A 13,828-nucleotide genomic window follows, 5' to 3' on the forward strand; every position below is an offset into this window, starting at 1 on the left:
CAGGTCCTTTCAAAAGGTACGCACAGCGCGCAAAGTGCTCAGCGCGACAAGCTTCTCAAAGGGTTGATCAGGCTCAAAAGTCGCTGGACAACACGCAACCGATCTGATAGAGGCTCAGCCTCGGGCTGGTGCGGCGGCGACGCCGCCCCCCGGCATGCGGCACACCGCGAGCCCGCCCCCGCCTCCGCCTCCGCCTCCGCCGAGGCTCCTGCCCCCGCACTCACCCCTGCTCCCGCGCCTGCCCTCGTTCCCGCACCCGCGCCCACACCTGCCCCTGCCCCTGCCCCTGCCCCTGCCCCTGCCCCTGCCACCGATCCCGCTTCCGGGTACGGCTCCGTGTCCGGCTCCGGCTCCGGCTCCGGCTCCGGCTCCGGCTCCGGCTCCGGCTCCGGCTCCGGCTCCGGCTCCGGCCGTACGTTCCAGGGGCCCTCCGGATCGTCGTACGCGTCCGCGTAATCCGCCCCGGCGATCGGCCGGTCGGCGAGCATCGCCTCGGGCAGCGCGAACGAGTCGACGAGCGTGCCCGCGTACGGGGCCAGCTCGGCGATCAACCGCTCGATCGCTTCGGGGAGTTCGTCCAGATGGCCTGCGGTCAGCAGCCCCTGCGCGAGCAGGTCACCGCTGTTCCGGTCGACCCACTGGAGCGCGAAGAGCCGGTGCAGCGAGCGGAGCAACCCGCGCGCGGAGCCGGGCGGGAGGTCCCTGGGCACGGGGCCTTCGTCGGGGGCGGGGGCTTCTCCGGACCCCCACTCCTCCCTCGGCTCTCGCTCCCTTCCCGGCGACTCCCCTTCCTCCGACTCCCTCTTCCGCAGGCTCATTTCGGCCGCCTCGTAGGCCTCCGCCGCCCGCCGGTACGCATGCGCCTCCACCGCCCGCATCGCCGCCCCCGAGGCAGCGTTCCACCGTCCGAGCGGGTCGCCCTGCGGGGCGCGGCCCATCCGGCGGCGGGACCGGTCCAGCCACAACTGCTCCACGGCCCAGAGGAGTTCACCCAGGAACTCCGGGTCGGAGAGGACCGCGGACGAGGACGAGGACGAGCCCCCCGCCCCCCGCCGCCGCTCCGGTGGCGGCGTCGAGAAGAGGAGTTCGGCCGCCGCCTTCGCGTGGATCGCGGTGTTGTCGCCCTCCGCCGTGATCGCGCCCTCGATGTTCGCGACCATCTCCGTCAGCCCGTTGTGCGCCAACAGCCCCTGGGCGCCGCACCGTTCGCGGCACTCCACCACGATCTCCCGGGCCCGCCAGGTGATCCACCCCTTGGCGACCGCCACCAGGCGCTCGGTCTCGCCCTGGGTGCGCTCGGTCCTGGCGTCCCAGGCGTCGACGACCGTACGGTGCAGCAGCGTCATCGCGAAGACCGTCGCCAGGCCGCCGACCAGGGGCCCGTGATGGGTACGGTGCGCGAGGACCGGGACCCGTTCCGCCGCCCGGGGGCCCGAGATCAGCCGGTGCCCCCCGTACCGTACGGCGAGCGCCAGCGCGACCCGGGCCCCGCCGACCGCGCCCGCGCTCATCGACAGCTTCCCCGCGGTGACCCGGCCGATCGACTCCAGGAAGCGCCGCCTCCGGTTCTTCTCGGCGCTGCTGAAGGCACCGTCCCCGCCGACCAGGCCGAGTCGGCCCCGTACCCCGCCCAGCAGCGCGTCCCGCCCGACGAAGACCCGGTCGAACGAGGTCACGCAGTGGTCCATCGGGCTGCCGAAACGCTCGGGCAGCGGCCGGGTCCGTACCCCGGGGTGCGGGCGGACGCCGTCCGTCAGGGGGGTCAGGAAGAGGAAGACGCCGTGGTCGGTGCCGTCCACGAGGAGCCGCGCGGCCACCACACCGCTCTTCGCGCCGCCCGTGGTGCTGGTGTTGGGCATGAACTTCTGCGCGTCCGCGTGCGGCGTGTGCAGCACGAAACCGTCCCGCCGGGCGTCGTACGTGGCCGTCGTCCGCAGCGCGATCGCGTCGTTGCCGTGCCCCACCTCCGTACAGAGGAAGGTGCCGACCCGGCGCAGCGTCAGGAACTCCGTCAGGTCGCGGGCGGTCGCGACCGGCCCCTCACCAGCACGCTGGTCACCGCCGGCACCCGGACCGTCCTCGGCGCCCTGCCCGTCGCCGACGGCGTGATCGTGGTCGAGCAGGCTGCCGAGGAAGAGGTTGTAGTGGATCCCCGCTACCGTCGTGAAGGACGGGTCGATCGGGCCCAGCCACTCGTGCAGCGCCGCGACCCCGCGCGGCGCCGCGGCCAGCGCGGCCGGGGAGTCGAGCGCCGCGTTGACGGCGCGCAGCCGTTCGTACGCGAGGGCCAGCCGCTCGTCGGAGGTCGCCTCCGGGCGGCTGCGGAAGAGGCCGTCGCCCGCGAAGCGGCGCCACGGACCATGCTCCCGTTCGAAATCGTTCCCGAACAACACGCGTGTCAGCGCCGTGACCGTCGCCTCCACCGCCACGCCTCCGCCGTCCACCGCACTTCCGTTGATCTTTACGCTCACCTGAGAAGAACGAGCTACGGTTGATGAAGAAACGAATTTGCCGCACTCAGGACGACAAAACATTCGTTCGGCCGATCCGCGCCGCACGCCCGCCACCTGCGCGTTCGCCATCTGTCCTGGCGCCCCGCCCGGCGCCCCGCCCGGCACCCCACACCCCGTCACGCCCGCTCGAACGCCAGCGCGACATTGTGGCCGCCGAAGCCGAAACTGTGGCTGACCGCGCTCCGTACCCGCTGCCTGCGCGGCTGCTTCGTCACGCAGTCGAGGTCGAAGCCGGCCTCCGGCGCGTCCAGGTTGGCGATCGGCGGGATCACCCCGGATTCGAGCGTCAGCACGGTCGCCACCGCCTCGATCGCCCCCGCCGCCGCCAGCGTGTGCCCGACCACTCCCTTCGCCGCGGTGACCGGCGGCCGGTGCGGGAAGACACGGGCGATCAGGGCGGCCTCCATGGCGTCGTTGAGCGGGGTGGAGGTGCCGTGCGCGTTGACGTGCCCGACGTCGTACGCGCTCCACCCCGCGTCGCGCAGCGCCGTCTCCACCGCCACCTGCGCGGTCCTGCCGTCCGGCGCGGGCGCCGTCGGGTGGTGCGCGTCCGTGGAGGCGCCCGCCCCGGCCAGCAGCGCGCGCGGCATCCGGCCCCGGGCCCTGGCGTCCGCCTCCCGCTCCAGGACGAGCATCCCGGCGCCCTCCCCGAGCACGAACCCGTCCCGGTCGGCGGCGAACGGCCGCGATGCCGCCGCCGGGTCGTCCGTACGGGTCGACAGCGCGCCCATCCGCGCGAACGCCGTCACCACCAGCGGGGTCAGCACGGCCTCCGCGCCCCCCGCGACCACCACGTCGCACTGCCCGGCGAGGAGCAGATCCCGGGCGACGACCAACGCGGTGGCCCCGGAGGCGCAGGCGGTCACCGGGGCGAGGCTCGGGCCTCTCGCCTTGAGCGCGATGGCGACCTCGCCGGCGGCGGCGTTCGGGATCATCATCGGGACGAGCAGCGGGGAGACCGCGGAGGGGCCGTTCGCCTGGAGCTTCAGCGCGTTGTCGGCGAGTACGGAGACCCCGCCCACGCCGACCCCGAGGACCACCCCGACCCGGCCGCCCTCCCAGCACGCGGGGTCGAGCCCGGCATCCGCGACGGCCTGCCGCGCCGCGATCAGCGCCAGCTTCACGAACCGGGCCATCCGCCACACGGAGCGCCCGCCCACGGCGTCGTCCAGGTCCAGCGCGCTGTACGGGGGGAGGGCGGCGGTGCCGGTGGGATACGGGTACGGGGGGAGCCCGGGGGTCCGGTCGGGGTACGGGGGGACGGCGCCCCCGGGCGGATACGCCCCCGCCCCGCCTCCGTTCCCATGCCCGCCCCCATGCCCGTTCCCGCCCCCGTGCCCGTCGCCGTACCCGCCCCCGTACCCGGGCTGCGGGGCGCCGATCGGACCCGTACTCCTCCCTTGGGGACCACTCCCGCAAGCGCCGTTCCCGTGGGGGGCGTTCCCGTAGGGGCCGTTCCCGTGGGGGGCCGTCCCGTAGGGGCCGCTCCCGTACGGGGTGGACGCCCGGCCCGGCCCGTACGGGCTCCCGTAGGGGTTCCCGTACGGGGTGGATGCCGGGCGGCCCTCAGGGCTCCCCTGGGGCGGGGCGGAGTCGGCGCCGGACGCGTACCCCCCCTGGGGGTCGTCGATCGCGCAGGCGAAGTCGACCGGCATACCCGCCAGTTCGGGGCGGCGGCGGGCGACCGACAGGCCCCCGCAGAGCCCCGCCCAGAAGGCCGGTTCGCCGATGCCGGCGGGGGTCACCACCCCGAGCCCGGTCACCGCCACCCCGGCCCGGACCGCCCGCCGCTCAGCCGGCCTCTCCGCCGGCCGGTCCGCCGGCCACGCCCCTGGCCACTCCGCCGTCCCCGTCATAGCGCCTTCCTTCCCATGGTGCGTACCTTCCGCCGTTCACGGCGCTTTCTTCGCGAGCTGCGGCCCGTACGGTTCCGGGCCAGCTCAGGGCCGCCGTCCCCCAGGTGAGACCCCCGCCGAAGGCGGTGAGCAGCACGCGGTCGCCCGCCCGGAAGCGGCCCCGGGCCGCCGCGTCCGCCAGGGCCAGGGGGATGGAGGCGGCGCCGGTGTTGCCGACGCGGTCGAGGTGGGTCACACAGCGCTCCGCGCCGATCCCCACCCGCTCCGCCACGGCCCGCAGGATGCGGGCGTTGGCCTGGTGCGGCACGAAGTGGTCGACCTGGGCCGGGTCCCAGCCCACGGTGTCCAGCAGGGTGCGGCAGGACGCGGTCATCCGCTCGACGGCGTGCTGGTAGACGGCGCGCCCCCGCATCCGGAAGTACGGGTCCCCGGGGGCGCCGTGGCGGGACGCCTCCGGTCCGCCGTCGGAACGGCCCTCCGAACGGCCGTCCGCGCGGCCCTCCGAACGGCCCTCCGGGCGGCCGTCCGGGCGGCCGTCCGGGCGGCCGTCCGGGCGGCCGTCCGGGCGGCCGTCCGGGCGGCCGTCCGAGCGGCCCTCCGCGCGGCCCTCCGAACGGCCGTCCGAGCAGACCAGGGCGGGGGCCTTCGCCGGAGCCTTCGCTGCGGCCTGGGCGGCGGCCTGCGCACGGGCCCGGGAGCCGCCGCCCGCCACGGAGATCAGCTCGCGCCCCGAGCCGTCGCTGCCCAGGTCGAAGCCGAGGAGCTCACCAGGCGAACCGGTTCTGCCGGCGCCGATCAGGGCCGCCCCGGCGCCGTCCCCGAAGACCACGCCCGTCGACCGGTCCCGGGGGTCCAGCCAGGTCGAGTAGACGTCGGCGCCCACCAGCAGCACCCGGTCGTAGAGGCCGGAGACCACCAGGCCGTGACAGACGGCGAGGCCGTAGACGAAGCCGCTGCACACGGCGCCCAGATCGAACGCGGGCACCGCGCCGAGCCCCAGCCGCGCCGCCAGTTCGGGCGCGGTGGCGGGGCAGGGGTGGTCGGGGGTGGCGGTGGCCAGCACGACGGCGTCCACCACGTCGACCCCGTCCACCGCCCGCTCCCCGGCGCCCCCACAGGCCCCCACGCAACACCCGTCCCCCCCGCCTCCGGCACCACTGCCACCTCCGGCACCACTGCCGTCTCCGGCACCACTGCCACTGCCGCCACCGCCAGGGCCCTGCCCCACGGACCCCCCACGCCCCCACCGCCCCGCACGCCCGCCGTACCCGGAGGACCCGGAGGACCCGGAGGACCCGGAACAGCCGGGGGAACCACCGGGCCCGACGTAACCGCCATGACTGCCATGACTGCCATGGCTGTCGTAACTGTCGTAACCGCCGTATCCGAAGGCGCCGGAGAAGCCCGAGGAGCCCCCCGGCCCGGCGTACGCCCCGTATCCGGGCCGGCGTCCGCCCCCGTACCCCTGGCCGCCGCCGGAGCCGCCCCCCTGGCCATGACCGCACCGGCTGCCGCCACCCTCGCCGCCCCTGTCGCCGATCAGCAGCCGTGCCGCCTCGTACGCGAGGTCCCCCGTGGCCATGCCGGGCCCGGCCCGGTGGCGGGCCGTGATGCCCGTCCTGGTCCGGATCCACGCGTCGTCCACGCCCCACGCCGGGGGCAGCGCCTCGTTCCGTACCGGCTCGCCCGGGACCCATCCGGCGACGGCCTCCAGCACCGCCGCCCGCGCGCCGCGCCCCCCGCCCGCGCCCCCCGCCCCGCGCACGCCCCGGGCCTGCCCGCTCGCCACTGAAGCCCCCATCCGGTTCACGCTCGGTTCACGATCACCGCCGACCACGTCAACCGTGTCGACCGGATGTCAAACTCCCTCTCCGGCAAGGGGGTTACTGCGCCATTTGAGGGAGCGCGGACGGGCGCGCGGGGAGTGCGGGGAGCGCGGGACCGTTGGTCGGGCCCCATCCGGGGAGCCGTACGCGCGCCGCCGAGACCCCCAGCGCGCCGGCCCCCAGCCCGCTCGCCACCGGCACCGCCCACCGGGCGATACCGGAGTGTTCCCGCTCCCGCCTCAGGTCCTCCAGGATCTCGTGCTCCTTGTAACGCCTGCACCCGTGGTGCCAGTTGAGGACCCCCGCGAGCCAGTTCTCCAGCTCCCGCACATAGCCGCCGACCGCCGCCCTCGCCTCCTCGTCGAGACCGAAGTCCTCGTACAGGACGGGCAGTTCGTCGGCGACGACATGCTGGAACTGGCGCAGCCGCGACCGCATCAGATCGTCCACGATCCCCAGCGCGGCCGGATAGTCGCAGTCGAAGAAGTTCCGTACGACGAGGACCGCGTTGTGCACCTCGCCCTCGAACTCGATCTCCTTCTGGTACGAGAAGATGTCGTTGAGCAGACACCCGTAGTCCTGCGCCGCGCCCTCCAGCGACCGCATCGGGCCCGCCCGGAAGACGGCGGGCGGGATCCGGCCGGCGTGGGAGAGCCGGGAGAGCGTCATCGTCAGATCGGCGCCGAAGGTGGCCCGGCGCATCTCCAGATAGTCGACGGGGTCGGGGATACGGTTCTGCACGAGGTTGGCCAGCTCCCAGAGCCAGGACTCCGTCATGTCCAGGACGGTCTTGCGGAACCCGCGCCGCCCCTCCTCGTCGAGCGGAGCCGCCGTACGGGCCCACAGGTCGGCGAGCCCCCGCTCCAGCCCGGTCACCGGCACCGGCAGCGGCACCGGCACCGGCACCGAGGACGCCTGCGGAGCGGGCCCGCCCGGCGCGGTCGGCCCGCCCGGCCCGACCGGCATGAAGAGGGCGAGCCGGTCGTGGCAGGCCTTCGCGCCCGCGAGATCGCGCGGCCCGCCGTACACACGGGCGAAGTAGTCGTCCGCGTACGTCCCCCAGGCCAGCCACGCCGAGGTCAGGTCGAGCGCCTCCGCCGTGGCGTCCGGGTGGATACCGGCGGCGCAGAGCGGCAGATCGGTCCTTCGCAGCCGCTCCTCGTCCCAGACCCCGGAGCCCGGCAGCCCCGGCTGCGCCGTCAGGATCCCGGTCCGGTGCGCCCACGCGACCACCCGTTCGCGGGCGGCGTCGAGATGCGGGCTGAGCGTGAGCGCGTACGGCAGCTCGAAGTCGGGCAGCCGCGAGGGCCCGACGCGCTCGTACGGCACATGGCCGAAGCTCCGCGCCCGCGCCCCCGCGCCCGAGGTGAGCGTCGCCGGGGTGACGGTGCCGAGCCCCATGGCCCGCGCGATATCGGCGGCGGTCGTCCCGAGCCCGACGGGCGTCAGGGAGAACAGGGCGGCTCCGGGCACCTCGGACGCCCCTCCTGCGCCCCCTTCCGCCCCAACCGCCCCTACCACCCCTTCTGCCGCAACCACCCCAACCGCCCCAGCCGCCCCTTCTGTCCCCTCCGCCCGCTCCCCGGCCCCGTTCATGTACCGGCTGGAGCGCATGTGCCACTCATGGCCGCCCGACTGCCAGTCCTGGAGCCCCTTCACATAGGCGAGCGTGTCCGCGCACTCCCCGGGGCCGAGCCCGTGCTCCAGGAAGAGCGGCCCCAGCTCGGTCAGCGCCGTGTTCTCGAACTGGTGGATCCGTGAGGTCAGCAGGTCGTTGACGGCGTCCGCCGCCTCCTGGGTCGTACAGCCGAGGAAGGTCTCCAGGACCAGCACCCCGTTGCTCAGCTCGCCCTCCTCCTGGATCTCGCGCTCGTACGAGAAGAGGTCGTTGCGCAGATGGACGGCGTCCGAGAACGCGTCCTTCAGCACCCGCAGCGGCCGGGAGTCCGCGACGGCGGCCGGGATCTCCGCCCGCGCCGCGTACTCGACCAGCCCCGCCGACCAGGGCGCGCCGCCCACCTTGCGGCGCATCTCGATGTACTCGACCGGGTTCGCGACGCGCTCCGCGTTGATGTTCGCCAGTTCCCAGTCGGACTCGTTGAGCAGGTTCTCCGTCGACTCGGCGAACCGCTCGCGCCACGCCGTCGACATGCTCGGCACCGTACGCGCCCAGAGGTCGGCGAGCCCCGCCTCGACCGGGTTGGCCGGCTCGGGGAAGCCGGCCGCGAGGTCCCGGGGCATGAAGGCCGCGAGCCGTTCGAGGTACGCCTTGCCGCCGGCCCGGTCCTGGGGCCGTTTGAAGAACTCCAGGAAGTGGTCGTCGAAGAAGAAGACCCACACGTACCAGTCGGTGACCAGCGAGAGCGCCGGTCCGTCGCAGTCGGGGTGGGTGTACGCGCAGAGCAGCGCGTAGTCGTGGGCGTCGAGGTCGCGCTCCTCCCAGACGCCCGAGCCCTCCAGCATGCCCATCTCCCTGGCCCACCGCTTGGAGTGGGCCCGCGCCTCCGCCAGGTGAGGGTTGAGCCGGGCCGGATACGCCAGGTAGAAATCCGGCAGTTCAAAGGGGTGTGTCACGGGAGAGCGGCCTTTCACGGACAACCGGCCGGGAGAGCCGGCCGTACGAACTGACAGAGCGACCGTTGTGGCCTACCCATCCCGTTACTGCGCCATTCGGACCACAAAGTAGTCATATGAGCAGATCGGACAGACGCCGGTGCGTGTTATCCGCCCGCCCCCGCGCGCCCCGGGTGATCATCGCCCCATGAGCACCACGATCCGGCTCGCACAGCAGCCCGAGGCCGATGAACTCCTCGGCCGCAGCCCCCTGGCCGCCCTGGTCGGCATGCTGCTCGACCAGCAAGTTCCCATGGAATGGGCCTTCTCGGGGCCCTATACGATCGCCACCCGGATGGGCGGTGACGACCTCGACGCGCGGGCGATCGCCGCGTACGACCCCGACGCCTTCGCCGCCCTGCTCTCCGCCAAGCCCGCCGTGCACCGCTACCCGGGGTCGATGGCCCGGCGCGTACAGCAGCTCTGCCACTTCCTGGTGGAGCGGTACGACGGCGACGCCTCGGCCGTCTGGCGCGATGTGGCCACCGGTGCGGAGGTACGGGACCGGCTCAACGAACTCCCCGGCTTCGGCACCCAGAAGGCCCGGATCTTCCTGGCCCTGCTGGGCAAGCAGTTCGGGGTGCGCCCCACGGGGTGGCGCGCGGCGGCGGGCGCGTACGGGGACGAGGGCGCGTACCGCTCGGCGGCGGACATCACCGGACCCGAATCGCTCGCGAAGGTACGGGCGTTCAAGCAGGAGACGAAGCGGGCCGCGAAGGCGGCGGGGGCGGCGAAGAAGTCCGGGCAGGGCTGATCCCGTACGGGTGGGCCCTGTTCAAGAAGGCACAGGGCCCGTTACGTTCTCCGGCATTGCTCATCCGCGCGCATGTGCCGACAGCGCGCGGCCGTTCACCGACTCGCAGTCGTCCGCACGGAAGGACCCTTGTGATCGCGACACCCCGCAGATTCCTGGCCGCCGTGGCCGCCACCGCGCTCGCCACCCCCCTTCTGCTCTCCGCCGCCTCCCCCGCCGCCGCCGTCGGCCACGCCCCCGGGAAGGCGATCGGGAAGGAAAAGGAAAACGGGAAGGACGCGGCGCGGAAGGCCGCGAAACTCTCGAAGGAACTGGTGCGTTCGTCCTCCGCCGGGAGCGCCTACCGCCACCTGGAGCGGCTCCAGGAGATCGCGGACGAGGCGGGCGGCAACCGCGCCGCCGGCACCCTGGGCCACGACGCCTCGGCCGCGTACGTCTACAGCACGCTCCAGAAGGCCGGGTACCAGGTCTCGTACCAGAACTTCGGCATCACGTACATCGAAACGCTGGCCGAGAAGCTCTCGGTCGTCACCCCGAACCCGCGCGACGTCGCCGTCACCGCCATGTCGTACACGAAGTCGACCCCGGAGGGCGGCGTCCGGGCCGCGCTCGCCGCCGTACCGGTCGACGAGACGACCGGGTGCGAGCCGTCCGACTACGCGTCCGGCGACTACACCGGCAAGATCGCGCTCATCCAGCGCGGCGGCTGCTCCTTCGCCGACAAGCAGCGGGAGGCGGGCGCGGCGGGCGCCGTCGCCGCGATCGTCTACAACAACACCGAAGGCGCCCTCAACGGCACGCTCGGCGACCCGGCCGCCGGGGTGATCCCCACCGGCGGCATCACCAAGGAGGCGGGCGAGGCGCTCGCCGCCGAGGCGGCGGCCGGGACGGTCACGGTCTCCCTGGACATCCGCCAGCTCCAGGAGGAGCGCACCACGCGCAATGTCATCGCGGAGACCAAGGGCGGCAGGTCCGACCGTACGGTGATGCTCGGCGCCCACCTCGACTCGGTCACCGAGGGCCCCGGCATCAACGACAACGGCTCGGGCTCGGCGGGGCTGCTGGAGGTCGCCCTCAAGCTCGCCAGGACGCACGAGAAGCCGACGAACAAGGTGCGCTTCGCGTGGTGGTCGGCGGAGGAACTGGGGCTGCTCGGCGCGGAGCACTACGTCGGCGAACTCACCGGCCGGCAGCGCGCGGACATCGCGCTCTATCTGAACTTCGACATGATCGCCTCGCCGAACCCGGCCCAGTTCGTCTACGACGGCGACAACTCGGACGGCGGCGGCGAGGGCCCGGGGCCGGAGGGCTCGGCGCAGATCGAGAAGGACATCACCGACTACCTCGACAGCAGAAACGTTCCGCACGAGGGGACGGACTTCGACGGCCGCTCCGACTACGGCCCGTTCATCGAGGTGGGCATCGCCTCGGGCGGTACGTTCACGGGCGCGGAGGGCATCAAGACGGAGGAGCAGGCGCGGCGGTACGGCGGGGAGGCGGGCGTCGCGTACGACCCGTGCTACCACTCGGCCTGCGACAACCTGTCCAACATCGACATGCCGGCCTTCGGCGTCAACATCGGGGTGATCGCGCACGCGGTGGGCACCTACGCCCATGACCTCGGCTCGCTGAAGCGCCCGGTGCCCACGCCCTCGGTGCAGCCGCTGAAGACGGCGGACCCGTCGCGGAAGACGGCGGAGACGGCCGGGCAGGGCCACGACCGGGGCCACACCCCGACGTCGTGACGCGATGACCCGGTGACGCGATGACCCGGTGTCCGGACAGCACCGGCCCCGGGACCCGACAGCACCGTAAGGGCCCGGCCGAAGGCGGAATCCGCCCCGGCCGGGCCCGTCCCGTACGGGTGGGGCGTGGTCAGCCCGTCCCGTACGGGTGGCGCGCGCGGTCAGCCCGTACGGGGCGCGGGCTGGAGGACCGCGAAGCGGGCGCCGAAGGGGTCGGTGAAGTGGGCCATGCGGCCGATGTCGGGGATGTCGGTGGCCCCGACGACCACGCCCCCGCCGTGCTCGCGCACCGCGACGACCACGGCGTCGGTGTCCGCCACGGCGATATACGGCACCCAGGCCGTCGCCTCGCCGCCCTGCACCGCGCAGGCGCCGCCGAACGTGGCCGCCTCCTGGTCGCCCTCGGCGGTGGAGAGCACCGTGTACGTCATGCCGGGCGACGGCATCTCCTGGAAGCGCCAGCCGAACACCGAGCGGTAGAAGGCGAGCGCCCCGGCCTCGTCCGCCGCGTGCAGCTCGACCCAGCAGACGGCGCCGGGCCGGGAGGTGACGCCGAGTCCGGGAACGGAGCCGGGCTGCCAGAGGGCGAAGTCCGCGCCCTGGGGGTCGGTGAAGCAGGCCAGGTGCCCGGAGCCCATGACGTCCATGGGCTCCACCCGTACGGCGCCCCCGTGCCGCCGCACGGCCTCCGTGGTGGCGGCGGCGTCCGGGCTCTGGAAGTACACCGACCAGGCGGGCGCGGCCTCCCCCTCGGGGAGCGGGCCGAGAGCGGCGACCGTACCGCCGCCGTGCTGGAAGAACCCGTACCCGCCCGCGTCGGGCCCGGCCGACTGGAGGGTCCAGCCGAAGACGGCGGCGTAGAAGCGGGCCGAGGCATCGGTGTCGGGGCTGCTGACATCGAGCCAATTGGGGGAGCCGGTCACGAAATCGGTGGTGAGCACGTCGTACACCCTGCCTTTCCTGCGCGGACACGCCATGGGGACCCACACCGTGGGGACTCAACAGGACATTCCCGAACGAATGTACCGAAAGTTCCGCGCACGGGCCCGCCGGGACCGGGAGGGCACCCGGGCCGCGACCGGGCCGCGTCGGCCCCGTAACCGGGCCGATGTCCGGCCCGCTCTCGCTTCACTCCCCCTTTGGCACTGAATACGACCTTTGCGCTCCTGCGCCATGGCTGCGCCCGGAGCCGCTTGCCCGGTAGGCTTTCCGTGTGATCTTCAAGCGCATCGGTAACGGGAGGCCGTATCCCGACCACGGCCGGGAAAGCACCCGGCAGTGGGCGGATGTCGCGCCACGCCCGGTCCGCCTCGATCAGCTCGTGACGACGAAGGGTCAGCTCGACCTGGAGACGCTGCTCGCCGAGGACTCCACCTTCTACGGCGACCTGTTCGCGCATGTCGTGAAGTGGCAGGGCGACCTGTATCTGGAGGACGGACTGCACCGCGCCGTACGCGCCGCGCTCCAGCAGCGCCAGGTGCTCCACGCACGGGTGCTGGAGCTGGAGATGGACATGGGCCTGAGCTGACGGCCACGGGACCGGGCCGTCGGTCCCGTGAGCCGCCGGCTCCGTGACCGCCGCCCTGGGGAGCCGCCGGCCTCCTGATCCGTCGGCCACCCGGCCCTCCGGGCTGATCCTTTCGGACCCTTTCGTCCCCTCGGCCGCACAAACGGTTGATCATTTAGTAGGAAACACTCACGGCGCGCACTACGCTGCGGCCATGAGCATGCTCACTCCCCCCGGCATGGGCGGAAAGTACCGCATCACAGGGTCCAAGTACCCGCGTATGCGCCGCCCCCGTCACCGCCGCAGGATCGTGCTCGCGGCCGTCTCCTCCGTCGTCGCCCTCGGCCTGGCCGGCTGGGGAACGCTCCAGCTCATCGACGTCTTCTCCGGCGACACCGCGAAACGTACGGCGCTGGCCAACGCCCGCACCGCCTCCGACGCGAACTGCGAGCCGTCCCCCTCGCCCACCCCCACCACCCGGGCGAAGGCGCTCCCGAAGCCCGGCCAGATCACGGTGAACGTCTACAACGCGACCCCGCGGGACGGGCTCGCCAAGACCACCGCGGACGAGCTGGAGAAACGGGGCTTCGTCATCGGCAAGGTGGGCAACGCGCCGGAGGAGTACGACAAGAAGGTCCCCGGAACCGGGATCCTCCTCGGGGCGCCGAGCGCCGCCGACACCTCCCTGACGGTGCTCGGGACGCAGCTCGCCGGGGCCACGTCGAAGGCGGACACCCGGACGACGAAGGACGTCGACCTGATCATCGGCACGGCGTTCAAGGAGCTGGCCGGGCAGAAGGACGCCGACCAGGCGCTGGCGACGCTGACCGCCCCGGCGAAGCCCGCCCCCTCCTGCTGACGGACGGCGGCTGCCGACCGGGTGCCGACCGGCTGCCGACCCGGCGACGGGAGCGGGGCGGCCCCCCCCCCGGGGGGGGGGGGCCCCCCGCCCCCCCCCGCCCCCGACCCGAACACCCACGGAGAAAACGAGAGACGGGCGGGGGGGGGAGAGGG

At 73.7% G+C, this 13,828-nt stretch carries 7 protein-coding genes and 4 pseudogenes; 4 read left to right on the forward strand and 7 right to left on the reverse strand.

Going from position 1 to position 13,828, the window contains the following annotated elements; translation table 11 throughout:
* Positions 1-38: 38 nt before the first annotated feature.
* The 6 genes and pseudogenes from AB0O07_RS33315 to AB0O07_RS33340 all read right to left on the reverse strand — a co-directional run bounded on the left by AB0O07_RS33315 (position 39) and on the right by AB0O07_RS33340 (position 8,769).
* Positions 39-2,444 (reverse strand): acyl-CoA dehydrogenase, encoded by a 2,406-nt coding sequence (locus tag AB0O07_RS33315; RefSeq protein ID WP_365640494.1) that lies wholly within the window; start codon positions 2,442-2,444, stop codon positions 39-41.
* Between the two features lie 185 nt (positions 2,445-2,629).
* A pseudogene (locus AB0O07_RS33320) lies at positions 2,630-3,691 on the reverse strand (beta-ketoacyl-[acyl-carrier-protein] synthase family protein); the annotation flags it as partial.
* 450 nt (positions 3,692-4,141) lie between these two features.
* Positions 4,142-4,282, reverse strand: a pseudogene (locus AB0O07_RS33325) (3-oxoacyl-ACP synthase); the annotation flags it as partial.
* 22 nt (positions 4,283-4,304) lie between these two features.
* Positions 4,305-4,802: pseudogene (locus tag AB0O07_RS33330) on the reverse strand (3-oxoacyl-[acyl-carrier-protein] synthase III C-terminal domain-containing protein); the annotation flags it as partial.
* A 249-nt stretch (positions 4,803-5,051) separates the two neighbouring features.
* Positions 5,052-5,444 (reverse strand): annotated as a pseudogene (locus AB0O07_RS33335) (3-oxoacyl-ACP synthase); the annotation flags it as partial.
* 808 nt (positions 5,445-6,252) lie between these two features.
* Entirely contained in the window at positions 6,253-8,769 is a 2,517-nt protein-coding gene (locus AB0O07_RS33340; RefSeq protein WP_365640497.1) for a terpene synthase family protein, read from the reverse strand.
* A 187-nt stretch (positions 8,770-8,956) separates the two neighbouring features.
* Here AB0O07_RS33340 and AB0O07_RS33345 point away from each other — a divergent pair, with 187 nt between their 5' ends.
* Together AB0O07_RS33345 and AB0O07_RS33350 are read left to right on the forward strand one after the other, a co-directional pair.
* The gene (locus AB0O07_RS33345) at positions 8,957-9,562 is read left to right on the forward strand and encodes an HhH-GPD-type base excision DNA repair protein (protein ID WP_365640500.1); all 606 of its coding nucleotides are present in this window, start codon (positions 8,957-8,959) and stop codon (positions 9,560-9,562) included.
* A 131-nt stretch (positions 9,563-9,693) separates the two neighbouring features.
* Positions 9,694-11,307: a M28 family metallopeptidase gene (locus AB0O07_RS33350; protein WP_365640503.1), complete on the forward strand. Its 1,614-nt coding sequence runs from the start codon at positions 9,694-9,696 to the stop codon at positions 11,305-11,307.
* 161 nt (positions 11,308-11,468) lie between these two features.
* Here the strand turns inward: AB0O07_RS33350 and AB0O07_RS33355 are convergent, their stop codons facing one another.
* On the reverse strand, positions 11,469-12,248 hold the full coding sequence (locus AB0O07_RS33355; RefSeq protein WP_365640504.1) for a VOC family protein: 780 nt from the start codon (positions 12,246-12,248) through the stop codon (positions 11,469-11,471).
* A gap of 272 nt (positions 12,249-12,520) precedes the next feature.
* Here AB0O07_RS33355 and AB0O07_RS33360 point away from each other — a divergent pair, with 272 nt between their 5' ends.
* Together AB0O07_RS33360 and AB0O07_RS33365 are read left to right on the forward strand one after the other, a co-directional pair.
* On the forward strand, positions 12,521-12,835 hold the full coding sequence (locus tag AB0O07_RS33360) for a type II toxin-antitoxin system VapB family antitoxin (protein WP_365640506.1): 315 nt from the start codon (positions 12,521-12,523) through the stop codon (positions 12,833-12,835).
* A gap of 193 nt (positions 12,836-13,028) precedes the next feature.
* Entirely contained in the window at positions 13,029-13,673 is a 645-nt protein-coding gene (locus tag AB0O07_RS33365; protein WP_365640508.1) for a LytR C-terminal domain-containing protein, read from the forward strand.
* Positions 13,674-13,828 lie beyond the last annotated feature (155 nt).

It is taken from the genome of Streptomyces sp. NPDC093085 (genome assembly GCF_040683935.1).
Lineage (GTDB): Bacteria > Actinomycetota > Actinomycetes > Streptomycetales > Streptomycetaceae > Streptomyces.

What these genes read in the sequence shown, in the direction of transcription:
- AB0O07_RS33345 (WP_365640500.1), top strand. Translation starts at nt 8,957, where the DNA reads ATGAGCACCACGATCCGGCTCGCACAGCAGCCCGAGGCCGATGAACTC.
- AB0O07_RS33365 (WP_365640508.1), top strand. Translation starts at nt 13,029, where the DNA reads ATGAGCATGCTCACTCCCCCCGGCATGGGCGGAAAGTACCGCATCACA.